Source organism: Carnobacterium viridans, from assembly GCF_900102725.1.
In the GTDB taxonomy this organism is placed as follows: Bacteria; Bacillota; Bacilli; order Lactobacillales; family Carnobacteriaceae; genus Carnobacterium_B; species Carnobacterium_B viridans.
The window spans coordinates 251433-274804 of record NZ_FNJW01000008.1; the positions used below are offsets into that span (position 1 = coordinate 251433).

20 protein-coding genes and 2 pseudogenes are annotated in these 23372 nt (G+C 35.2%); 18 read left to right on the forward strand and 4 right to left on the reverse strand.

The window, feature by feature from the left end; genetic code table 11:
- Window positions 1-68 precede the first annotated feature (68 nt).
- The 18 genes from rimP to BLT48_RS02750 all read left to right on the forward strand — a co-directional run bounded on the left by rimP (window position 69) and on the right by BLT48_RS02750 (window position 20822).
- The gene (gene rimP / locus BLT48_RS02665) at window positions 69-542 is read left to right on the forward strand and encodes a ribosome maturation factor RimP (protein ID WP_089975009.1); all 474 of its coding nucleotides are present in this window, start codon (window positions 69-71) and stop codon (window positions 540-542) included.
- 36 nt (window positions 543-578) lie between these two features.
- Window positions 579-1856 (forward strand): transcription termination factor NusA, encoded by a 1278-nt coding sequence (gene nusA, locus BLT48_RS02670; protein WP_089975012.1) that lies wholly within the window; start codon window positions 579-581, stop codon window positions 1854-1856.
- A gap of 15 nt (window positions 1857-1871) precedes the next feature.
- On the forward strand, window positions 1872-2156 hold the full coding sequence (gene rnpM / locus BLT48_RS02675) for an RNase P modulator RnpM (protein ID WP_089975015.1): 285 nt from the start codon (window positions 1872-1874) through the stop codon (window positions 2154-2156).
- Window positions 2153-2458 carry a YlxQ-related RNA-binding protein gene (locus BLT48_RS02680; protein ID WP_035022808.1) on the forward strand — a complete coding sequence of 102 codons (306 nt, stop codon included), beginning with the start codon at window positions 2153-2155 and terminating at the stop codon, window positions 2456-2458. The genes rnpM and BLT48_RS02680 overlap by 4 nt, the downstream gene beginning before the upstream one ends.
- A gap of 15 nt (window positions 2459-2473) precedes the next feature.
- A complete protein-coding gene (gene infB, locus BLT48_RS02685) occupies window positions 2474-4846 on the forward strand; it encodes a translation initiation factor IF-2 (RefSeq protein ID WP_089975018.1) in 2373 nt (790 codons plus the stop codon).
- Between the two features lie 23 nt (window positions 4847-4869).
- Window positions 4870-5217 carry a 30S ribosome-binding factor RbfA gene (gene rbfA, locus BLT48_RS02690; protein WP_013710724.1) on the forward strand — a complete coding sequence of 116 codons (348 nt, stop codon included), beginning with the start codon at window positions 4870-4872 and terminating at the stop codon, window positions 5215-5217.
- Between the two features lie 481 nt (window positions 5218-5698).
- Entirely contained in the window at window positions 5699-5905 is a 207-nt protein-coding gene (locus BLT48_RS02695; protein ID WP_244885794.1) for a LysM peptidoglycan-binding domain-containing protein, read from the forward strand.
- 229 nt (window positions 5906-6134) lie between these two features.
- The gene (truB, locus tag BLT48_RS02700; RefSeq protein ID WP_089975020.1) at window positions 6135-7055 is read left to right on the forward strand and encodes a tRNA pseudouridine(55) synthase TruB; all 921 of its coding nucleotides are present in this window, start codon (window positions 6135-6137) and stop codon (window positions 7053-7055) included.
- Between the two features lie 15 nt (window positions 7056-7070).
- A complete protein-coding gene (ribF, locus tag BLT48_RS02705) occupies window positions 7071-8048 on the forward strand; it encodes a riboflavin biosynthesis protein RibF (RefSeq protein WP_089975023.1) in 978 nt (325 codons plus the stop codon).
- Between the two features lie 511 nt (window positions 8049-8559).
- On the forward strand, window positions 8560-9774 hold the full coding sequence (locus BLT48_RS02710) for an argininosuccinate synthase (RefSeq protein ID WP_035022825.1): 1215 nt from the start codon (window positions 8560-8562) through the stop codon (window positions 9772-9774).
- A gap of 41 nt (window positions 9775-9815) precedes the next feature.
- Window positions 9816-11195 (forward strand): argininosuccinate lyase, encoded by a 1380-nt coding sequence (gene argH / locus BLT48_RS02715; RefSeq protein ID WP_035022828.1) that lies wholly within the window; start codon window positions 9816-9818, stop codon window positions 11193-11195.
- Between the two features lie 219 nt (window positions 11196-11414).
- On the forward strand, window positions 11415-12452 hold the full coding sequence (gene hrcA / locus BLT48_RS02720) for a heat-inducible transcriptional repressor HrcA (RefSeq protein ID WP_089975026.1): 1038 nt from the start codon (window positions 11415-11417) through the stop codon (window positions 12450-12452).
- Window positions 12453-12470: 18 nt separating this feature from the next.
- Window positions 12471-13028, forward strand: a complete 558-nt coding sequence (gene grpE, locus BLT48_RS02725) for a nucleotide exchange factor GrpE (RefSeq protein WP_089975028.1) — start codon at window positions 12471-12473, stop codon at window positions 13026-13028.
- 48 nt (window positions 13029-13076) lie between these two features.
- Window positions 13077-14915, forward strand: a complete 1839-nt coding sequence (dnaK, locus tag BLT48_RS02730) for a molecular chaperone DnaK (RefSeq protein WP_035022834.1) — start codon at window positions 13077-13079, stop codon at window positions 14913-14915.
- A gap of 132 nt (window positions 14916-15047) precedes the next feature.
- Window positions 15048-16205 (forward strand): molecular chaperone DnaJ, encoded by a 1158-nt coding sequence (gene dnaJ / locus BLT48_RS02735; protein WP_089978622.1) that lies wholly within the window; start codon window positions 15048-15050, stop codon window positions 16203-16205.
- A 446-nt stretch (window positions 16206-16651) separates the two neighbouring features.
- A complete protein-coding gene (gene lepA / locus BLT48_RS02740; RefSeq protein WP_089975030.1) occupies window positions 16652-18475 on the forward strand; it encodes a translation elongation factor 4 in 1824 nt (607 codons plus the stop codon).
- A 673-nt stretch (window positions 18476-19148) separates the two neighbouring features.
- Window positions 19149-19418: a MerR family transcriptional regulator gene (locus tag BLT48_RS02745; RefSeq protein WP_226776658.1), complete on the forward strand. Its 270-nt coding sequence runs from the start codon at window positions 19149-19151 to the stop codon at window positions 19416-19418.
- Window positions 19419-19589: 171 nt separating this feature from the next.
- Window positions 19590-20822, forward strand: coding sequence for a hypothetical protein (locus BLT48_RS02750; protein ID WP_089975033.1), 1233 nt, complete (start codon window positions 19590-19592; stop codon window positions 20820-20822).
- Window positions 20823-20925: 103 nt separating this feature from the next.
- Here the strand turns inward: BLT48_RS02750 and BLT48_RS02755 are convergent, their stop codons facing one another.
- From BLT48_RS02755 to BLT48_RS02770, 4 genes and pseudogenes are all read right to left on the reverse strand, one after another.
- Window positions 20926-21384, reverse strand: coding sequence for a hypothetical protein (locus tag BLT48_RS02755; protein ID WP_089975036.1), 459 nt, complete (start codon window positions 21382-21384; stop codon window positions 20926-20928).
- 405 nt (window positions 21385-21789) lie between these two features.
- Window positions 21790-21927: pseudogene (locus tag BLT48_RS02760) on the reverse strand (TcpE family conjugal transfer membrane protein); the annotation flags it as partial.
- Between the two features lie 34 nt (window positions 21928-21961).
- Window positions 21962-22633 (reverse strand): DUF6037 family protein, encoded by a 672-nt coding sequence (locus BLT48_RS02765; RefSeq protein WP_176944052.1) that lies wholly within the window; start codon window positions 22631-22633, stop codon window positions 21962-21964.
- 53 nt (window positions 22634-22686) lie between these two features.
- Window positions 22687-23184 (reverse strand): annotated as a pseudogene (locus BLT48_RS02770) (antirestriction protein ArdA).
- Window positions 23185-23372 lie beyond the last annotated feature (188 nt).

Here is a 23372-nt window from a genome sequence, read left to right on the forward strand (position 1 = left end):
GAGTGAGCGGTGACGCTCACTCTTTTTCGGCAGTAAGTTAGAAAACTAACTATAAGGAGGCGAAAAAGTTGAGTAATGTGGTAGAAACAATAACTGAAATCGTGCAACCTATTGTTGAAAGAAATCAGTTTGAATTAGAAGACATTGAATTTATAAAAGAAGGCAAAAACTGGTTCTTGAGAGTTTACATTGATAAGCCAGAAGGTATTGATTTAGAGGATTGTGCATTGGTTAGCGAACAAATTAGCGAACACATGGATAAAATCAATCCAGATCCAATACCACAAGCATACTTCTTAGAGGTTTCATCTCCTGGAGCTGAAAGACCACTAAAAAAAGAAGAAGACTATGTTAATGCAGTAGGGGAATACATCCATATTTCTTTATACGAACCTGTAGATGGTGAAAAAATTTATGAAGGTACATTAAAAGAAGTAAACAATGAAACGTTGACATTGACTATTCGCATTAAAACTAGAGTGAAAGATATCGAATTCAGTCGAAAAACAATTGCGAAAGCTAGAAGAGCAATTCAATTTTAAATTAAATCATTGTTAGGGATAGGAGAGAAGTGAAAAATGAGCAAAGAAATGTTAAATGCTCTTGAGGCTTTGGAACAAGAAAAAGGAATTTCAAAAGAATTCGTTATCGAAGCTTTAGAAGTTGCTTTAGTTTCAGCGTACAAAAGAAACTATGGTCAAGCACAAAATGTTGAAGTTGAATTTGATTTAAAAAAAGGGAATATCCATGTTTACTCTGTTAAAGAAGTGGTAGATGTTGTTTATGATTCTCGTCTTGAAGTAGGCATAGAAGAAGCTTTAGAATTAAACAAAGCGTATGAATTAGGCGACAAAATTCGTTTTGAAGTAACCCCTAAAGATTTTGGAAGAATTGCTGCTCAAACAGCTAAACAAGTTATCATGCAACGTGTAAGAGAAGCGGAAAGAAACATAATCTACAATGAATTCATTGCATATGAAAATGATATTATGCAAGGAATTGTTGAAAGACAAGATCACCGCTACATCTACGTTAATTTAGGTAAAATTGAAGCTGTTTTATCTAAACAAGAACAAATTCCTAATGAAGTATACAAACCTCATGATCGTATCAAAGTTTACGTAACAAAAGTTGAAAACACATCAAAAGGACCACAAATTTTTGTTAGTCGTAGCCATCCTGATTTATTGAAACGTTTATTCGAACAAGAAGTTCCTGAGATCTATGATGGAGTGGTCGAAATCGTTTCAATCGCTAGAGAAGCGGGTGACCGTGCTAAGGTAGCCGTTCGTTCGAGAGAAGAACACATTGATCCAGTTGGAACATGTGTAGGACCTAAAGGACAACGTGTTCAAGCAATCGTAAATGAGTTAAAAGGCGAAAACATGGATATCGTTGAATGGGATGCAGATCCTGCAACTTATATCGGAAATGCTTTAAATCCTGCTCAAGTTGTCAGTGTGACATTCAATGAGTCTAACGGCAGCTGTTTAGTAGTCGTTCCTGATTACCAACTTTCTCTTGCAATTGGGAAACGCGGACAAAACGCTCGATTAGCGGCTAAATTAACAGGTTATAAAATCGATATCAAATCTGAAACAGACATGGAGGCTATCAATTTGGCTAAAGAAGAAACTGGTTTAGAAAAAGATATTAAATATGCTGAAGTAATTGAAACGATTGAAAGTCAAGAACAAGAAATGAATGAAGAAGAAATTATTGAATCGATTGAAGACCTAGATTCTGAATTTGATGAAATCACAATAGCTGATGACATTGGTGAAGGTAATTTAGATGCTGAGTCTGCAGAAGAATTGATTGAATTAGCTGAAGAACGGGATAACGTGGAAGACTAACAAGAGGTGAAAATGATGCCAAAACGTAAAATTCCTATGAGGAAATGTGTTATTTCCAACGAAATGAAACCTAAAAAAGAGATGCTTCGAATTGTGATCAATAAAGAAAATCAAGTATCTATCGATCCAAGCGGAAAATTGCCCGGACGAGGAGCTTATGTCTCAATTGAACCTGAAATCGTACAATCTGCATGGAAAAAACATGTGCTGGATAAAGTATTGGGTACAACATTGGACGATGCTTTTTACCAAGAACTTTTGGACTATGTTACGCATCAAAAAGCTAGGATGAGTTTATGATAGAAGAACAAAAAGTTTTAAATCTTTTAGGCATGGCAACACGAGCAGGGAAACTGACTACTGGTGAAGACTTAAGTTTAAAAGAAATCAGAAATCAGTCCGCTAAAATTGTGATTGTAGCGACAGATGCAAGTGAAAACACGAAGAAAAAAGTCTCGGATAAGTGTAGGTATTATGAAATTCCTTTTATAATTCACTTTACGAGAAGTGAATTAAGCCAAGCAATAGGAAGAGAGCGAACCATTTGCACCATCACGGATAATGGCTTTGGAAAAAAATTCCGAGAATTATTATCAATTTAATTGGAGGGTGATAACATGGCTAAAAAACGTGTATATGAATACGCTAAAGAATTAGATGTACCAACTAAAAGTGTTATTGATAAAGCAAAAGAACTTGGGATTGATTACAATAGCCATATGTCTTCAATGGAAGACAAGCAAGTTGAACAACTAAATCAAGTATTTGCTTCAAATAAAAAAGGCAATACAGCTCCTAACAAGAGTGTTCAAACAGAAACAACGAGTACTTCAAGTACAAAAAATCAAAAAGGTGGTAATACTATAACGAATCAGAAGAACCAATCCAATCAACCAAACCGTCCAGCAAAAGAAAATCAAGCTGGTACAAACAAGCCGAAAAATACAACAACTGTAAAACCGGCATCAACAAACAAACCAGCTGCTAGACCAGCTGCATCAACAAAACCCAAAACTCAAACAAGCGGTCAATCTGCTCAAACTGGAACTGGAAATCAAGCACCACAACGTGCAGCTGCTACTCCAGCAGGTAATAAAAGTAAACGTACGGGTAACAGACCGTTTAACCGCGGCAGTGTGGGAACACATGGCGGATTCAACAAACGTAAGAGAAAAGGTAAAAAAGGTGAAACTAAACCAGTAGCACCACCAGTAGCACGTAAATTCAAAGAGTTGCCAGAAGTGCTTGTGTATACAGACGGTATGACGGTAGCAGATATTTCTAAAAAGATTTACCGCGAACCAGCTGAAATTATCAAAAAATTATTCCTGCTTGGTATCGTAGCTACATTAAATCAAAGCTTAGGTAAAGAAACTATTGAATTATTGGCTGAGGAATATGGTATTGCAACGGAAGAAAAAGTTCAAGTAGATGTATCTGATTTAGATGTATACTTTGAGCAAGAATCTGCTGAAGAAAACCTTACTTCTCGTCCACCAGTAGTAACCATTATGGGACACGTTGACCATGGTAAAACAACTTTGTTAGACTCTCTTAGAAATACAAAAGTTAGTTTAGGCGAAGCCGGTGGAATTACACAACATATTGGAGCTTACCAAGTAGATGTTGATGGAAAAATCATTACCTTCCTTGATACTCCAGGACATGCTGCGTTTACAACGATGCGTGCTCGAGGTGCGGATGTAACGGACATTACGATTATTGTGGTAGCTGCAGACGACGGTGTTATGCCTCAAACAGTTGAAGCAATCAACCATGCTAAAGCTGCTGAAGTTCCAATTATTGTAGCAGTGAACAAAGTTGATAAACCAGATGCAAATCCTGAACGTGTTATGCAAGAATTAACTGAATATGGTTTAGTTCCTGAATCATGGGGTGGAGACACTATCTTTGTTGAAATTTCAGCTAAATTCGGACAAAACTTAGATGAATTATTAGAAATGGTCTTACTTGTAGCTGAAGTAGAAGATTTAAAAGCAGATCCTACTCGTTTAGCACTTGGTTCAGTTATTGAAGCTCGTTTAGATAAATCAAAAGGTCCAATTGCTACTTTACTTGTTCAACAAGGAACCTTAAATGTAGGAGATCCTATTGTAGTTGGGAATACTTACGGACGTGTTCGTGTAATGGTTAATGAAAATGGTCGACGTGTTAAACATGCTGGCCCTTCTGCTCCAGTGGAAATTACTGGTTTAAACAATGCGCCTCAAGCAGGAGATCAATTCGTTGTCTTTGAAGACGAAAAAACAGCTCGTACAGCTGGAGAAACCCGTGAGAAGAAAGCGATGGCTGAACAACGTTCGGTAACGAATCGTGTAACCATCGACAACTTATTCTCTAGTTTACAAGAAGGCGAATTAAAAGATGTGAATGTTATTATTAAAGCAGACGTACAAGGTTCTGCAGAAGCTTTATCATCAAGTTTACAAAAAATTGATGTAGAAGGCGTTCGTGTGAAAATGATTCATACAGCAGTAGGGGCAATCAACGAAAGTGATGTCACTTTGGCGGCCGCAAGTAATGCAATCATTATTGGATTTAACGTTCGTCCAACTCCACAAGCTAAGGTTCAAGCTGATCAAGAACAAGTTGATATTCGTTTACACCGTATCATCTATAACGCTATTGATGAAATTGAAACAGCTATGAAAGGTCTATTAGATCCTGAATACGAAGAAAAAGTAACTGGACAAGCAGTCGTTCGTGAAACATTCAAAGTATCTAAAGTTGGAACAATTGCTGGAGGATTTGTTACAGATGGTTACATCACTCGTAGCAGCAGTATCCGCTTGATTCGTGACAACATTGTTATCTTTGAAGGCGAATTAGCAAGTTTGAAACGTTTTAAAGACGATGCTAAAGAAGTTAAAAAAGGATTCGAATGTGGATTTATGATTAAAGATTACAACGAAGTTCAAGTGGATGATGTTATCGAAGCTTATGAAATGGTTGAAATTAAACGTAAGTAATACCTAAGAAAGAAGGGTTAAACATGGCAAATCATAGAATTGGTCGCGTTTCTCAAGAAATTCAAAGAGAAGTAAATGATATCTTGAAAAAACGTGTGAAAGATCCCCGTGTTGCTGATGTAAATATAACCGATGTACGTGTAACTGGTGATTTACAACAAGCAACGGTTTTCTACAGTATTTTATCTGATAAAGCTAGCGATCGTGAAAAAACACAACTAGGGCTAGATAAAGCTTCTGGTTTAGTTAGAAGTGAGTTAGGCCAACGTTTATCACTTTACAAGACACCAGAAATTAAATTTGAGCGTGATGAATCTGTTGAATATGGGAATCATATTGATGAATTATTGCGTAACTTAAATAAAGATTAAAAAGGTTCTTCATTTTCTGGCGTTGATAAGGAAATTTCCTCCGGATTACGGGATAGCTTGCGGAAAGCCATGGGACCATTTTGAACCGAAGAACGCGTCTCAAAACTTGCAAGCGTCAAACTTAACGTAGCGGCTAAAGCCGAACGTTAAGTAATTCTCAATGCATCCTCTTTCATGGCTGCAAGCTCCTCCTATTCCTCCGAAAATTTCTGGAATGTGTTAAAAGAAACTCAATTAATTACTGACCAACGTCAAATGTTGCAGAACCATTAAAAATAGTCTTGTTTCTAACCTTCAAAGGGTCAGCCTTTTGAAGGTTTTTTTGACTGAAAATTCAAAAATAGAATAGAAAAAAAACAAATAGTCGCCCTATAAAGCAGGCGATACTTTAATAAAAATTGCTAAAGCTCATAAGGTAACAGTCCAACAGCTAGTAGCTGCTAATCAATTATCAAATCCCAATATCCTAAAAATCGGACAAGTGCTAAAAATTCCTGCTAAATCAAGTACACCAACTATCCCAAGTCCAGTACCGAAGACAACTAACTATACCGTTAAATCAGGAGATACACTGTATAGTATTGCAAGAAAGCATGGCATTACAGTCCAGCAAATCGTGACAACTAACAAATTAACCAATGCTAATCTTATAAAGGTTGGCCAAGTACTAAAAATACCAACTAAATGATTTTTAAGTTCTAATGAATAACGGTTAACCCAAAAAATGGGTGGCGTGATGATTAAAATAAACTCCCCAAAGTAGAGGCCAGATGAAAACTCTAGCATATTATGTGTGGGGAGTTTTTTTCATCTGTCAAAAAGGGTTCAATAATTTTTAGTCACTTTTAATGGATGACGACATTTTAATAATTATGGTATACTAGGAGAGTTAAAAAAAGGAAGGTTGGGATTTAGCTATGGAAGGTATTCTCCCTTTATGGAAAGAACGTGGCATGACCAGCCATGATTGTGTATTTAAACTCAGAAAAATCTTAAAAACTAAAAAAATTGGGCACACAGGTACATTAGATCCAGATGTTGATGGTGTATTGCCTATTTGTGTGGGCAAAGCCACAAAAGTTGTTGAGTATATGATGGAAACGGGTAAAGGATACATAGGAGAAATCACACTTGGGTATTCCACTACAACAGAAGACCGCAGCGGAGAAATTGTTGAACAAGTTAGTGTCAAAATTGTTCCATCACTGGAAAGTATTGATGAAGCTATGTCTAACATGGTAGGGAAAATTACTCAGATTCCGCCAATGTATTCTGCTGTAAAAGTAAATGGAAAAAAATTGTATGAGTATGCTCGTGCTGGTGAAACGGTTGAGCGACCGGTTAGAATTGCTGACATAAAATCATTTAAGCGTACTTCAGATCTTTTGGTAGATGAAGAGCAAGGGACTGTTTCGTGGAAATTTGAAGTAGCTTGTGGAAAAGGGACTTATGTCCGTACTCTAGCAGTGGATCTAGGCGCAAATTTGGGTTACCCTGCGCATATGTCAGATTTAACACGTATCTTAAGCGGAACGTTTAAAGCCAGCGATTGTTTGACCTTAGCGCAAGTCGCTAAAAAAATGGAACAACAAGAAATAGAAGAAGCTTTATTTCCTTTGGAATTTGGCTTGAAAGAGTTGGGTTCTTTTGAAATCGATCAAGAACTTTGGGATAAAGTGAAAAATGGAACCGTACTTCCAATCACTACTGTTCCTAAAGAGTTATTGTCTAAACCGATCGTCTTTATGTATCTTCAAAAAGCTGTCAGTATTTATGCAATTCATCCGCAAAAAAAAGAATATTTAAAACCGATTAAAGTGTTACGAAATAATTTATAGAGGAGTTTTCACATTATGGAAATCATTAAATTACATCATCCATATGAGGAAGATGAAATCCCTAAAGATAATGTAGTATTAGCTTTAGGTTTTTTTGATGGCGTCCACAGAGGTCATCAAGAAGTAATCGGCAGAGCAAAAAAAATTGCCGAAAAAAATCAGTTGAAATTAGCAGTTATGACATTTAATCAACATCCATCAATTGTATTTAAAAAATTAAACCCGGATTATCATAAATACCTTTCCACTGTTTCTCGTAAAGAAGAATTAATGGAAAAAATTGGGGTTGATTTTCTTTATGAAGTAGACTTTACGTCTGCTTTTGCAGGATTGGCTCCTCAAGAGTTTGTAGAACAGTATATTATTGGTTTGCATGCTCAAACGGTTGTAGCCGGTTTTGATTATTCATTTGGAAAAAAAGAAGTGGCCTCTATGGAGCACTTGCCGCTATATGCTAAAGATCGTTTTGAAATTGTAGTGGTGGAAAAACAACTTTTAAAAGAAGATAAAATAAGTTCTACGCGTATTCGCTTAGCTCTAGAGATTGGAGATATGGATGCTGCAAATAATCTACTAGGTTATGTTTATGCTACGCCTGGAAGAGTCGTACATGGGGATGCAAGAGGAAGATTATTAGGATTTCCAACAGCGAATATCGAAGTTGAAAACTTCGTTAAATTGCCCCGCATAGGCGTATATGCTGTTGAAATTTTAGTAGGGGGTCAAGTTTATAAAGGAATGGCCTCTATCGGTCATAATGTAACCTTTGAGCCGAATCGTCCGCTGACGGTTGAAGTGTACATCCTTGATTTTAATGAAGATATTTATGGTGAAGAAGTGACGGTGTTCTGGTACGATTATTTACGCAATGAAGAGAAATTTGATTCGATTGATGCTTTAATCGCTCAGCTGAAACAAGATGAATTAGATACCGCACGTTTTTTTGAACACTATAAAGGATTGACTCATAAGAACTTTTTAAGTGAACACTAAACTAAGACAAAAAAAGGTTGTATGACAAATAGTGTGGTGCATCAAACTAAAATTTCTTCCGGAATGAACGGGTTTGCTTGTATAGAGCCATGAGACCGCCTGAAGCTTATCATCTTCAGGCTTTCAAGCCGTAATCGCTGAAGCGTCAACGCTCTGTAATTCGCATTGAATCCAATGCATGGCTACAAGCAACCCCTATTCCTCCAAAAATTTTGTATAATCAATTTTAGACATCTACCAACACTAAAAATTATAGACCCCAAAAAAGACGAGATATAGCTATCTTGTCTTTTTTTGCGTATGAAAATGAAAAATCTATGAGTTGATATTTTTTATTGCTTATTCGTTTATACATATTTTTTGAATAAATAGGAATTATATACATAATTTATTCTTCAATACGTTAAATAATACAAAAAAAGGTATAAAAAAACACTTTTAGCTTGTTTTAATCTTTTTGCCATGTTAGGATACTTTCATACAATAAAATTAATTGGATGAGGTGTTTTTTATGAATAAAGGAAAAGTTGTTTTAGCTTACTCAGGAGGATTGGATACGTCAGTCTCTATTAAATGGTTAATGGATGAAGGATATGATGTAATAGCTTGTTGTTTAGATGTTGGAGAAGGAAAGAACTTAGACTTTATTAAAGATAAAGCAATCGAAATTGGTGCGGTAGCTTCTTATACGATTGATGCTAAAGATGAATTCGCTAATGAATTTGCATTGATTGCATTACAAGCGCATACGTATTATGAAGGTAAGTACCCATTAATATCAGCGTTATCTCGTCCTTTAATTGCTAAAAAATTAGTTGAAGTAGCTATAAAAGAAGAAGCTGTAGCAGTAGCACATGGTTGTACAGGAAAAGGGAACGATCAAGTTCGTTTTGAAGTTGCTATTCATTCTTTAGCACCAGATTTAAATGTACTTGCACCAGTTCGTGACTGGACATGGTCAAGAGAAGAAGAAATCAACTATGCTATTGAACACTCTATCCCGGTTCCAATTGATTTAGACAATCCCTTCTCTATTGATCAAAACCTATGGGGAAGAAGCAACGAGTGTGGTGTGTTAGAAAATCCATGGATTGCTCCACCAGAAGTTGCCTATGATTTAACGGTTAGTTTAGAAAATACACCGGATATTCCTGAAAGGATTGAAATTGAATTTTTAGCAGGTGTACCCATAGCGATTGACGGTTCAAAATATGAATTGGCTGAGTTAATTCAACAGTTAAACAGCATTGCTGGGAAACATGGAGTCGGACGGATTGATCATATTGAAAACAGATTGATTGGAATTAAATCTCGTGAGGTTTATGAAGCGCCTGGAGCTGTAACCTTAATGACAGCACATAAAGAGCTAGAAGATCTTACCTTTGTTAAAGATATTGCACACTTTAAACCAATGATCGAACAAAAAATAACGGAGATGATCTATAATGGATTATGGTTCAATCCATTAACTGAAAGTTTGGTTGCTTTTTTGAAATCTACTCAAAAGTACGTTAACGGAACCGTTCGGGTAAAATTATTTAAAGGCCATGCCATTGTAGAAGGCAGAAAATCACCAAACTCATTGTATGATGAAAACTTGGCAACTTATACATCTGCAGATACATTTAACCAAGAATCATCTGTTGGCTTTATCAAATTGTGGGGATTGCCTACAAAAGTCCATGCGGAAGTAAATAAAGCAAAAGATACAATTAAAACGAAGTAAAAACGAAAAAAGTACATTTAATAAAAGATAGGATGACAAATATGAAAAAATTATGGGGCGGTCGTTTTGAAGGAGAAAACCAAAAATGGATTGATGAGTTTGGGGCTTCAATTGAAGTAGACCAAGTTTTAGCTGAAGAAGACATTTTGGGAAGTTTGGCACATGTTAAAATGTTGGCTAAAACAGCGATTATTCTTCAAGAAGAAGCAGATGACATCATCAAAGGGTTAGAAAGTCTTTTAGTAAAAGCCCGAAATAATGAGTTGGTATTTTCTATTGAAAATGAAGATATTCATTTGAATATTGAAACGCTTCTCCATAAAGAAATCGGTCCTGTTGCAGGTAAGTTGCACACAGCAAGAAGTCGGAACGATCAAGTGGCTACTGATATGCACCTGTATTTAAAGCGTCAAGTAGGTGAAATTTCCGTATCGCTTGAGGATCTGGAAAAAGTTATTTTAGTGAAAGCAGAAAAGCATATTGAAACAATCGTTCCAGGATATACACATTTGCAACATGCGCAACCCATTTCTTTTGCTCATCATTTATTGGCGTATTACAATATGTTTAAACGTGATTTAGAGCGGTATCAAGATAGTTTAAAACGAATCGATTGCTCTCCACTAGGAGCAGCTGCCTTGGCAGGAACAACATTTCCCATCGATCGTTTGTACACCGCTGAACAGTTAGGTTTCAGTTCTATCTATTCCAACAGTATGGACGCCGTGAGCGATCGAGATTTCATCTTAGAATTTCTATCTACAAGCAGTATACTGATGATGCATCTTTCGCGTTTTTGTGAAGAAATGATTCTTTGGACCAGTCATGAATATCAATTCGCTAGTTTAACGGATACTTTTTCGACGGGTAGTTCCATTATGCCGCAAAAGAAAAATCCAGATATGGCGGAATTGATTCGTGGAAAAACAGGCAGAGTGTACGGCAATTTATTTTCGTTGTTAACGACAATGAAAAGTTTGCCATTAGCCTATAACAAAGATTTGCAAGAAGACAAAGAAGGCATGTTTGATACAGTAAAAACGGTTAAAGATTGTTTGGAAATATTTGCTGGTATGTTGGAAGATATGATCGTGCATGAAGACAATATGAGTGAAGCAACAACGAAAGATTTTTCAAACGCGACTGAATTAGCGGATTATCTGGCTTCAAAAGGTATCCCATTTAGAGAAGCGCACGAAATTGTTGGGAAACTTGTGTTGAAGTGCTTGAAAAATGGCCATTACTTACAAGATATTCCTTTAACCGAATTTCAACATGCTGCTCCTATTATCGAAGAAGATGTTTATAGGTTATTGGAATCTCGTGTAGCTGTTGAACGTAGAAATTCATTAGGTGGCACTGGATTCGACCAGATTAGAAATGAAATTGAAAAAGCCAAACTAGAACTTAATCTGATATAAGAAGAATTAAAAGACAGTGTTGAAGATGGAACTTTCCATTTTTGACACTGTCTTTTTAGTAAAAGTAAGATAAATCAAGTGTTAAACCGGCTTTTTAGATAAACGTCAAAATTAGTCAAAAAATAAACAAAAATTATTGACAGATACAGTTATATTTGGTAAATTAATAAATGTATTAGCACTCAATAGTTTCAAGTGCTAAAAAAGAGGTGATGCAATATGTTAACTGAAAGGCAGATTTTAATTTTAAAATCTATCATTCGCTTATACACTTCATATGAGACACCCATAGGATCCAAAACCTTAATGAATGAAGCTGAAATCAGTTTTAGTTCAGCAACTATTCGTAATGAAATGGGGCGTCTTGAAGAATTAGGCTTCATTGAAAAAACGCATTCGTCATCCGGTCGTGTCCCATCTTTAAAAGGGTACCGTTTTTACGTAGACCATCTGGTGCATCCAGCAAAAATTCAAAAAAAAGATCTTGCGGTCATAAAAAATGCTTTAGGAAATCAGTTCAGGCAATTGGATGAGATTGTTTTTCAATCGGCTGAATTGCTTTCTCGGTTGACCAGTTACACAGCGATAACGTTAGGTCCTGAGATCAAAGAAAGTATTCTAACTGGTTTTCGATTGGTGCCATTAAATGATTATCAAGTTATGGCTATCTTAGTAACCGATAAGGGCCATGTAGAAAACCAAATAGTAACCATTCCGAGGTCAATGGATGTTAACGAGCTAGAAAAAATTGTTCGTATTTTTAATGAACAATTAGTTGGTCTTCCGCTAATGGAAGTATTTAAAAGACTGAAGACAGAAATTCCGATATTGTTGAATAAGTATGTTCGAACAAATGAAGGAATGCTGAATATCTTCGAAGATGTCTTCTTGAAAGCTGGACAAGATAGGATGCACGTAGGTGGAAGAATGAATATACTCGATTTCTCGAATGAATTAAATGTCGAAAAATTCAAGTCTATTTATTCCTTAATGGATGGTACTCATGACTTATCTTCTTTATTGGTTCCAAGTACTACCGGAATCAATGTGAAAATTGGGACGGAGTTAAACAATGAGCTTTTTAATGAGTTCAGTTTAATTACAGCAAGTTATGACATTGAAGGATATAGTTCAGGTGTTATTGCATTGTTAGGTCCAACAAATATGCCCTATTCTAAAATGATCGGTTTGGTGGATGTATTTCGAAATGAGCTTTCAAAAAAAATAATCGACTACTATCAATCTGTAGACGATTAATCAAAAGGAGCTGTTGTTGTGTCTAGAAATAAAGATAAAAAGCAAGAACAAGAAATGGTTGAAGAAACACCAACAGAATTGGTAGAAGAAACAACTGAATCTGTAGAAGTGGAACAACCAGAAATTGATGAACTTGCTAAAGTAAAAGCTGATTTAGAAGAAATGGAAAATAAATATTTGCGTGTACAAGCTGAAATGGCAAATATCCAAAAACGCAATGCAAAAGAACGTGAAGATGCTGCTAAATTCCGTGCTCAATCTTTAGCAACAGAATTACTTCCCGTTATTGATAATTTAGAACGAGCTCTAGCTATTGAAGTAACAGATGAGCAAGGGAAAAGTTTGAAAAAAGGCATTGAAATGGTTATGGAAACGTTCAAGACTGCATTGAAAAATGAAGGCATTGAAGTTATCGATCCTTTAAATGAACCATTTGACCCTAACTTCCATCAGGCGATTCAAACCGTTCCTGTTGAAGAAGGTCAAGCAAGCGAAACAGTTGTACAAGTTTTCCAAAAAGGTTATAATTTAAAGGGACGCGTATTACGTCCCGCAATGGTAATTGTTGCTCAATAAAATTTAGATAACTGTAAAAAAAAATAATAAAAAAATGAGGGATTTATTATGGGTAAAATGATTGGTATTGACTTAGGAACAACAAATTCAGCAGTTGCTGTATTAGAAGGCGGAGAAGCAAAAATTATTCCGAATCCAGAAGGTAACCGTACGACACCATCTGTTGTGGCATTTAAAAATGGAGAAATGCAAGTAGGGGAAGTAGCTAAACGCCAAGCTGTAACAAATCCTAACACAATTAGCTCAATCAAACGTCATATCGGAGAAGCTGGCTTTTCAGTTGAAGTTGATGGCAAAAAATATACTCCACAAGAAGTTTCTGCAACAATTCTTCAATACTTGAAAGGTTATGCTGAAAGCTATTTAGGCGAAACAGTTGATAAAGCTGTTATTACTGTTCCTGCTTACTTCAACGATGCACAACGACAAGCAACAAAAGATGCTGGTAAAATTGCCGGTCTTGAAGTGGAACGTATCGTTAATGAACCAACTGCTGCAGCATTAGCTTATGGTTTAGACAAAGTAGATAAAGATGAAAAAGTTTTAGTATTTGACCTTGGTGGTGGTACTTTTGACGTTTCAATCCTTGAATTAGGAGACGGCGTATTTGATGTATTAGCTACTGCAGGTGACAACAAATTAGGTGGAGATGATTTTGATAATAAAATCATGGAATACTTGGTAGCTGAATTCAAAAAAGAAAACGGCGTTGACTTATCTAAAGACAAAATGGCTGTACAACGTTTGAAAGACGCTGCTGAAAAAGCTAAAAAAGACTTATCAGGCGTAACTTCAACTCAAATCAGCTTGCCATTTATCACTGCTGGAGAAGCTGGACCATTACACTTGGAAATCAACTTAACTCGTGCTAAATTTGACGAATTAACTTATGACTTAGTAGAACGTACTAAAGGACCTGTTCGCCAAGCATTGAAAGATGCTGGATTATCAACATCTGAAATTGATGAAGTCATCTTAGTTGGTGGATCAACACGTATCCCTTCTGTTGTAGAAGCAGTACGCAAAGAAGCTGGAAAAGAACCAAACAAATCAGTTAACCCTGATGAAGTTGTAGCAATGGGTGCTGCAATCCAAGGTGGAGTTATCACTGGTGACGTTAAAGACATCGTATTGTTAGATGTTACTCCGTTATCATTAGGTATTGAAACAATGGGTGGCGTATTTACTAAACTGATCGAACGTAACACAACGATCCCAACAAGTAAATCACAAGTATTCTCTACTGCTGCTGACAACCAACCAGCTGTTGATGTACATGTAATGCAAGGGGAACGTCCAATGGCAGCCGACAACAAAACATTAGGTCGCTTCCAATTGACAGATATTCCTGCTGCACCACGTGGAATTCCTCAAATCGAAGTAACATTTGATATTGATAAAAACGGAATTGTTAACGTAAGTGCTAAAGACTTAGGAACTCAAAAAGAACAAACCATTACAATCAAATCTTCTTCAGGTTTAACAGACGAAGAAATCGAACGTATGGTTAAAGATGCAGAAGCTAACGCTGAAGCTGATAAAGCTCGTAAAGAAGAAGTAGAATTACGTAACGAAGTGGATCAATTATTATTCCAAGTAGATAAAACTATTGGTGAATTAGAAGGCAAAGTTGACGAAGCTGAAGTTAAAAAAGCTGAAGAAGCTCGTGATGAATTGAAAGCTGCTGTTGAAGCAAATGATCTTGAAGCAATGAAAACAAAACGCGATGAGTTAAATGAAATCGTACAAGCATTAACCGTTAAATTATATGAACAAGCTGCTCAAGCACAAGGTGAAGCAAATCCTGAAGGTGCAGAACAAGCACAAGATGGATCTGAAGATGTTGTAGATGCTGATTTTGAAGAAATTGACGATGACGCTAAATAATCTTTATCATTAGAGGATGGAAGGGAAAAGCCAGGGCAAATTGCTTTTGGCTTTTTCTTCTAGATATGCTATGCTCATTAAGGCGAATTTGAGGATACATTAATAAATTGTCAAGTGAGACGATGGAGGGAAATTATGGCTAAAAGAGATTTATATGAAGTGTTAGGAGTATCAAAAGGTGCTTCCGATGATGAAATAAAAAAGGCATACAGAAAATTATCAAAAAAGTTCCATCCGGATATTAATAAAGAAGCTGGATCTGAAGATAAGTTTAAAGAAGTTGCAGAAGCTTATGAAGTATTAAGCGATGCCAACAAACGCGCAGCTTATGATCAATATGGTCATGCAAGTACGGATCCAAACTTTGGAGCAGGTGGCGGCGGATACGGCGGCGGAGGCTTTGGTGGTTTCGGCGGCGGTGGTTTCGAAGATATCTTTGAATCATTCTTTGGAGGCGGCGGTCGATCTCAAAATCCAAATGCGCCTCGTCAAGGAGACGATTTACAATACACAATCAATCTTGAATTTGAAGAAGCTATTTTTGGAAAAGAAACCACAATTAGTTATAACCGTGAAGAAGAATGTAAAACGTGTCATGGTGATGGGGCAAAACCAGGTACTCACCCTGTGACGTGTTCTAAATGTCATGGTACAGGTTCATTGAACGTTGAGAGAAATACGCCACTTGGTCGAGTAATGACACGTCAAACATGTGATGTTTGTCATGGTACTGGTCAAGAAATTAAAGAAGCTTGTCCAACTTGTCATGGTTCTGGACATACGAAAGACAAACATACTGTTAAAGTTACTGTTCCTGCAGGTGTTGAAGATGGAAATCAAATGCGCTTAAATGGACAAGGGGAAGCCGGTAAAAATGGCGGACCTTATGGTGATCTTTATGTTGTTTTCCGTGTTAAAGCTAGCAACCAATTTGATCGAGATGGATCAGAAATTTATTACGAATTGCCAATTAATATCGTCCAAGCATCTTTAGGGGATGAAGTGGAAGTTCCAACCGTTCATGGTAAGGTTAAATTAAAAATACCTGCTGGAACACAAACTGGAACAAATTTCCGCTTGAGAGGCAAAGGAGCACCAAAATTGCGTGGTACTGGTACAGGAGACCAACACGTGAAAGTTAAATTAATGACTCCGAAAAACTTAACAAAAGAACAAACAGACTTGTTGAGACAGTTCGCTAAATCTAGCGGTATGGAAGTTGAAGAACAAGATGGTTCGATTTTTGATAAAGTAAAAGATGCATTTAAAGCAGATAAGAAAAAGAAATGAACCGATTTTTTTAAATAAGTAGATTGATTAAAAATGGTGTTGGTATTTCAAAAGAAATTTCTTTTGGAATGAACGGATTTGCTTGTAGAAAGCCATGGTACCGCCTGAAGCTTATAATCTTCAGGCTTTCAAGCCTCAAAAAAAGCTTAATCGCTGAAGCGCTAATGCTTTTTAATTCGCACTGAATACTTTACATGGCTACAAGCAAACCCTATTCCTCCAGAATTTTTGGTTGAGTGGTTGAATAAATCTACCAGCACCAAAAATTTATCTACCCAATTAATATGAACTTTGTTTATCATGTGAAATAAAACCTGAGCTAATGCTTAGGTTTTATTTTTGTCTTGGGAGCTAGTTTGCGCCAACGCATTGTAATTCAAGCTTTTCACTGGTATAATTTACAGTGACACTTTTTCGGAATAAATAAAGAAGGTAGGCACGACTAGATGAATAAACAGGAATTAAATGAAAGACAAAAACGCATTCGGAATTTTTCCATTATTGCCCATATTGACCATGGAAAATCAACATTAGCCGATCGTATCTTACAAATGACACATACGGTTGCTGACCGTGATATGCAAGCACAATTATTAGACTCGATGGATCTTGAACGTGAACGAGGTATCACAATCAAGTTAAACGCAATTGAATTGAATTATATTGCCAAAGATGGCGAAACATATACACTACACTTGATCGACACACCAGGACACGTTGATTTCACGTACGAAGTTTCAAGAAGTTTAGCAGCGTGTGAAGGGGCTATCCTAGTTGTTGATGCAGCACAAGGAATCGAAGCTCAAACACTGGCTAACGTTTATCTTGCTTTAGATAATGACCTTGAGATCATCCCGGTTATCAACAAAATCGATTTACCAGCTGCAGATCCAGAACGTGTTCGTGCTGAGATCGAAGATGTAATTGGAATCGATGCAAGCGATGCAGTTTTAGCGAGCGCTAAAGCCGGTATTGGAATCGAAGATATCTTAGAACAAATCGTTGAAAGAGTGCCAGCTCCAGTTGGTGATATAGATGATCCTTTAAGAGCGTTGATCTTTGATTCGGCTTACGATGCTTATCGAGGAGTTGTCTTAAACATCCGTGTGATGGAAGGTATGATCAAACCTGGCGATACGATGAAAATGATGAGTAATGGGAAAACGTTTGAAGTAGCTGAAGTTGGGATCTTTTCGCCTAAACCGATCAAACGCGAATTCCTAATGGTTGGAGACGTTGGGTATGTTACTGCAAATATCAAAACGGTCCAAGATACTCGAGTTGGAGATACCATTACATTAGCTGACAATCCAGCTGCAGAATCATTAGAAGGTTACCGCAAAATGACGCCAATGGTTTATTGTGGAATGTACCCAATTGATTCTTCTCGTTATGGCGATTTAAGAGATGCTCTAGACAAGTTACAATTAAACGATGCAGCACTTCAATTCGAAGCTGAAACTTCACAAGCGCTTGGATTTGGGTACCGTTGTGGGTTCTTAGGACTCTTACACATGGACGTTATCCAAGAACGCCTTGAACGTGAATTCAATTTAGATTTGATTACAACAGCTCCGTCTGTTATCTATCATGCAAACTTGACAGATGGCACGCAAAAAATCGTAGCGAATCCAGCTGAGATGCCTGAACCAGGTGTAATTGAATCGATTGAAGAGCCTTACGTTAAAGCAACGATCATGGTACCAAATGATTACGTCGGTGCAGTTATGGAAATTGCACAACGCAAACGTGGCGACTTCTTAACGATGGATTACATGGATGATAACCGTGTAAACGTGGTTTATGAAATTCCATTATCTGAAATCGTGTATGATTTCTTTGATAAATTAAAATCAAGTACTAAAGGCTATGCTTCTTTAGACTACGAAATGATCGGCTATAAGAAAAGTGCTTTATCTAAGATGGATATTCTATTAAACGGCGAAAAAGTAGATGCTTTAGGATTTATCGTTCATAAAGATTTTGCTTTCAACCGTGGAAAAGCGATCGTTGATCAATTGAAGACGATCATTCCAAGACACCAATTCGAAATCCCAGTTCAAGCAGCAATCGGACAAAAAATTGTTGCGCGTTCAAACATCAAAGCCCTACGTAAAGATGTTACAGCTAAACTCTATGGTGGTGACGTGACTCGTCGTCAAAAACTATTGAAGAAACAAAAAGCTGGTAAAAAACGGATGAAACAAGTCGGATCAGTTGAAGTTCCTCAGGAAGCGTTCATGTCCGTTCTTAAGATGGATGACGAGTAAAAGGTTGATATATTAGCGTTTTATCTGAATTCATACAACTGAAAAAAACATTTTGCCAACATTGACTTGAATTTTAAGTTGAATGTTGGCAATTTTTTGTTTTATAAGTAGGCAAACTGTAAATCTCTATTCAAATAGTTTTCAAATATAATTACTGTTTCTTTTTTTGTTTGCAATTAAATAACATTGAGTTACTAAGTGAATATTATCTCCTTTTAAAATAGTATCTAAATTAACAGATGGACTAAATAAAGAACAGGTGAAGCATAATTAAACGGTCCAGGAAGACCCACCGAATTTAAATCTCTTCTCATACTCGGAGAGCTACCCAATGCGGTGAGGCGTTCAAGGTAGGTGTATCATTATCCCATTTTACATATCAAGGCAGTTTCATGTTCCAAAGATGAAAGTAGTAAATCAAATCTAATCGCTCATTTAAATAGATTTATGCTGTATCAATCGAGCGAAAGCCAGCATCCAATGATTTTGAAACACATATTTCTCATTCTTGCTCTTCAATCTGATAAACACCGAATCCTAAATAGGCATTTTTACTTCACTGTTCAATGTAATATAATTAACCCTCCTAAAGTTTAACTTGATTTACAAATCAAGTGTAATCCTTTAGAGTAAATCTAAACCAAGAGAAAAAAATAAATTTTGAAGTGATTTGATGTTTTATACTGTTCAAGAAATGTCTACGATGTTAAGTATGAACGCTCATACAAATCGCTATTATACCAATCAAGAGTTGATTACTCATTTAAAAAGGGACGAAAATAGTTATCGCAAATTCGACGAAGAGTCGATTAATTGGTTGATTATTATCTATTACTTATGTCAGTACGGGATGACAATTGGACAAATTTGCGAATATATCTTGCACTATGTTTATAAGGTAATCCAACGATCGAAAAACGTTACCATATTGTTCAAAATTTAAGAGAGAACGAAACAATAAATTGCTGAGACCGAACTTAGCTTAAATTTCCTGAATGAAAAGTTGGAACAATACGATCAAATTTTAAGTGGGGAAATAATGGATGAATTAAATCCATTAAATTGGACCAATAAAAAAGACGAGTTTATTTCTGAGCAAAGGAAATGATTATTTATGAATGATATTAAAATAGTTCCACAAACCTTTTTCTCTGGTACTTCTGAGGAATTGAAAAGAAAATTTGATGATATGATATATTGCAATTATGATGAAACTACTTTTGCTAATACTGAAGCAGCAGTAACTTGGATTATTCGTGGATGTATTGACTACTTCTTTACATTAGACGAAGATTTTTTAGGCAGTGGGAACGAAAGTGGAATTCCAGATCCAAAAGCAGATCATTTTGCAAATAATATTTATAGGCTAACCAATGCAATCAGCTATTTAGCAGGATTATGGAAAATTAAAATAAATAAACCTGAAGGAATAAAGTTATTACTAGATATTCGTACACTGATAGTTCACTCTGGAGGGCCAGTTAACGATATAGCTTCGTTAAAATTAAAAGAATATAAAGATAACCAATTAGGACGTATCTTTAGTCGATACAAACGTAGTGAATTTTATTTTCATAATGAATTTTCTGAAATGGATTATTGTATTCAAATTTGGAACGATAAACATGATAAGAAAAAACAATATCATCAATCTGAAGTAGATTATCATGTAAGAAATGAGAGTTACCTAGATGTCTCAATATATTTGGAACACAACGACATAAGACACATCGTTTTATCTTACATTAATGAGTTTTTAAATCGAAAGTCAGAATCTCAAAAAACTAAAAATCCTAAAAAACTCCCTCCTAAAATCAAAAACAAAATTATTAACAAAGAAACCCATGAGATAGATTTTAACAAAATAGCTGATTTAATCGGGTATGGTACCAGAGGAGGGTATTTAATTGAAAATAAAATTGAACACTGGAACGGATTTGGATTAGAAAGATTATATATTTATGCAAAATCGAAAATTGACATACCTAGTAAGGCTCGTGAATCTATCATAGATACCATTGAAAATGCAATGGTATCTTTTTGGGACGATTATCAAAACAAAGAAATTCTAAATGAAGAAATTATTGATTTAGATATTAGAAAAGTTTTTGGAGAGTATACACCATCGTTTGAATTAAAAGGTTATCTAGAAGGACAAAAATTATTTATTAATATTGCTCCGTTCTTTAATACAAGAAATAGACATGATCAGACCGATATTGATTACCTAGTAAAATTCATTAATGAAGTAAATAATGTTTTAGAAAAAACTATAAATCTTGAGCAATCAGTAGATGGCCTAATATGTGACTACTTCGTTCAATCTATTTTGAAAAAAAATAGATAGTTGAGGAAAAGAAGTAAATAAAAAAGCCAACAAATCTGATTTATTATGTGTATATACTCAATCAGATTTATTGGCTTTATTTAACGTTATCATTATATTTAATTTATAAATATTTAGTAATCTTTTGATACAATGTTTTTAATCTGGGTTGACACCTATGGCCCAAAGCATCTAACCCTTTGTTTTCATGAACTATTCTTTCAGTATCCTCAAATAAAGCATGAAAATTATCGGTTTCACCGATATATACTGATTTATCATAATTAAAATAATTAGAATCAGCACTAAACTGATCTCCGGTAATGTCAATTATTATTTGATTTTCAGTTAATAGCCATGCATGAGTCTGAATATTCTCAAACAAATCCGGTCTAAATGTCCCAAAAACATAGTAAGTTTTTATTCCATACTCTAGTAAAAATTGAGCCAACAAGTCACTGGTATCTCCACAGCATCCTCTCGGAAATCTATAAAAAGAAAAATCATCATTAAACTCTCCATTATTTTTTGCCATTTCAATAGCATCTCTAAATCGGATAACTAAACTTGTGGTATGTTTCATCTTATTCTCCATAAAATTTATATTTAGTAGTAATATATCATTCTTTTTAAAAATTTTCTATAATGAATAAGAGTTTTAATTCATTATAACTGCCTTTTTTTGATTCTACAGAAGAGAAAAACGATAATGATTTTAAATCAGAACTTTTTCGGAACTAAATAGTAGGAGCGAGTGAAGGGAATTAACTAAATTAAAAGATAAACTATTTTAAAAATAAAATTGTCTTATACTTATTCTTGCATTGATTTTGAAGAAGTAATCCAGATTCATTATTTACAATTTATTGTGAGGATGTAAATTATAAATTTTAATATAACAACATGAAAGGAATGATCTTAAATCTGGAATATGTTTGGGTTGAAAAGGATAAAGATATTAAAAATATAGAAAATGAGAATCGGGCAATAACATGACAATGAATAAACTACAAATGAACCAAGCCATTTGACTAAAGGTAATAGGGAATGGGGGCTTAAAAACATTGATGGCATAAATGACTTTTTCAACTGCCCAAACACTAGTATAGTTTTTTAAATTTTTCAAAATATCACTTCCTTTGAAAATAAAAAAAGAATAATCAACCAAGATCGCTCGTAGATTTTGTATTATTTTTATTTCGTGTCCAGTTACTTATTATTAATTCGTCGGTATAATTCATATCTGGATCTTCTGAATAACAAAAACTTAAATTAGTATCTGATTTTAATTTTTCGTATAAATACTCTCTAAGAATTCTTGTTTTATTATCGTTGTAGGTTGAACGCTGACCTAAACTTCCATCTTTTCTTAAAGGGTTTCTTTTAACTTTATAACAATAGACACTATTTTCATTTTCAGACATAGATTTATTAATTGAATTTACCATCACAATCTTTTGAGCTGATGATTTCTTGGGAGTAACACAAGTAGGAATACGTTCAGCTAACTTTTGATAGAAAGTGGTAAATATTTCTTGTATATTTCCTTTTCCATTTGTTTCAATACCAAAGAAATCTATAAATTCAGTGACACTATCGAACATTACACGAGCAGAGTTGGCAGGGGCTTCTAGTTTTTTTGAAAAGTCGTTTTCGTAGAAAAATTCTAACTTTAACAATGCATATTCAGGTCTTTTTTCCGTTGTATTGTATAATTTTACTAATACAATGTAATTCTGCTTTTTGGATTCGAAGCAGAATGAGTCAATAACCCAATCGTCTATTTCCATGTTTCTTTTTAATTCTTTAAAATTTCCAAGAATAGGTGGCATATAATTCCTCTTTTCATGAATTTACTAAAAGTATATCATGATTTAAAGAACTATCAATTCAGGTTTTCAAATACACCATTACTTGTCACTAGAAAATTACTTTCCATATCATGGCCGAGGGCTTTATAATCAATGTAACTTTGAAGGTTGGAAGGTACTTCTCCCAATTATCCCATTTCTTCCACATAGTAGGTGGCCACATCTTCCATAGATTCATAATCGCTATGATAAATAATGTCGTCTCGATGCCTTAATAATTCTTCAAGATTATTGAACCATATGCTTTGGATTTCAGCTAGTTCGTCATAGTGAGGTGTCCCTTCAAGCTCTTCGACCATCGCACATAATCGATTGATTTCATGGATAGATGTATATTCATGAATGGTAAAAGGAACTTCATAATCATGAATGGCAGATTCTTCGTGTTCATCGTTTAGTCCAATCTTTTCTTTTACATCTTCCACACTGATTGGTGTGTGAAACCAAGCACCAACAAGTTCGTCTTCATTATATTTTCCTAAATTAGAAATATAGACTTGCATTTCCATAATCATACTTCCATGTCTTTATAAATAAAAAAATACAACAAAGATGTTGTGTTCACAGTTCCTTCGATTTAGCTAATATTAATTTTAGAGGCGCAAATATAGCTAATCCATAGGTAATAAGAAAGTCAATATTTGGTAATAATTCTTTTCTTTGTTCTAACCCTTCTTCTGAACTATGTCTAAAATATTGA

Excerpts from the sequence above, each read along its gene's own strand:
- nusA (WP_089975012.1), top strand. The coding sequence starts at position 579 with ATGAGCAAAGAAATGTTAAATGCTCTTGAGGCTTTGGAACAAGAAAAA.
- rnpM (WP_089975015.1), top strand. The coding sequence starts at position 1,872 with ATGCCAAAACGTAAAATTCCTATGAGGAAATGTGTTATTTCCAACGAA.
- BLT48_RS02680 (WP_035022808.1), top strand. The coding sequence starts at position 2,153 with ATGATAGAAGAACAAAAAGTTTTAAATCTTTTAGGCATGGCAACACGA.
- infB (WP_089975018.1), top strand. The coding sequence starts at position 2,474 with ATGGCTAAAAAACGTGTATATGAATACGCTAAAGAATTAGATGTACCA.
- rbfA (WP_013710724.1), top strand. The coding sequence starts at position 4,870 with ATGGCAAATCATAGAATTGGTCGCGTTTCTCAAGAAATTCAAAGAGAA.
- truB (WP_089975020.1), top strand. The coding sequence starts at position 6,135 with ATGGAAGGTATTCTCCCTTTATGGAAAGAACGTGGCATGACCAGCCAT.
- ribF (WP_089975023.1), top strand. The coding sequence starts at position 7,071 with ATGGAAATCATTAAATTACATCATCCATATGAGGAAGATGAAATCCCT.
- BLT48_RS02710 (WP_035022825.1), top strand. The coding sequence starts at position 8,560 with ATGAATAAAGGAAAAGTTGTTTTAGCTTACTCAGGAGGATTGGATACG.
- argH (WP_035022828.1), top strand. The coding sequence starts at position 9,816 with ATGAAAAAATTATGGGGCGGTCGTTTTGAAGGAGAAAACCAAAAATGG.
- hrcA (WP_089975026.1), top strand. The coding sequence starts at position 11,415 with ATGTTAACTGAAAGGCAGATTTTAATTTTAAAATCTATCATTCGCTTA.
- dnaK (WP_035022834.1), top strand. The coding sequence starts at position 13,077 with ATGGGTAAAATGATTGGTATTGACTTAGGAACAACAAATTCAGCAGTT.
- lepA (WP_089975030.1), top strand. The coding sequence starts at position 16,652 with ATGAATAAACAGGAATTAAATGAAAGACAAAAACGCATTCGGAATTTT.
- BLT48_RS02745 (WP_226776658.1), top strand. The coding sequence starts at position 19,149 with ATGTTTTATACTGTTCAAGAAATGTCTACGATGTTAAGTATGAACGCT.
- BLT48_RS02750 (WP_089975033.1), top strand. The coding sequence starts at position 19,590 with ATGAATGATATTAAAATAGTTCCACAAACCTTTTTCTCTGGTACTTCT.
- BLT48_RS02755 (WP_089975036.1), bottom strand. The coding sequence starts at position 21,384 with ATGAAACATACCACAAGTTTAGTTATCCGATTTAGAGATGCTATTGAA.
- BLT48_RS02765 (WP_176944052.1), bottom strand. The coding sequence starts at position 22,633 with ATGCCACCTATTCTTGGAAATTTTAAAGAATTAAAAAGAAACATGGAA.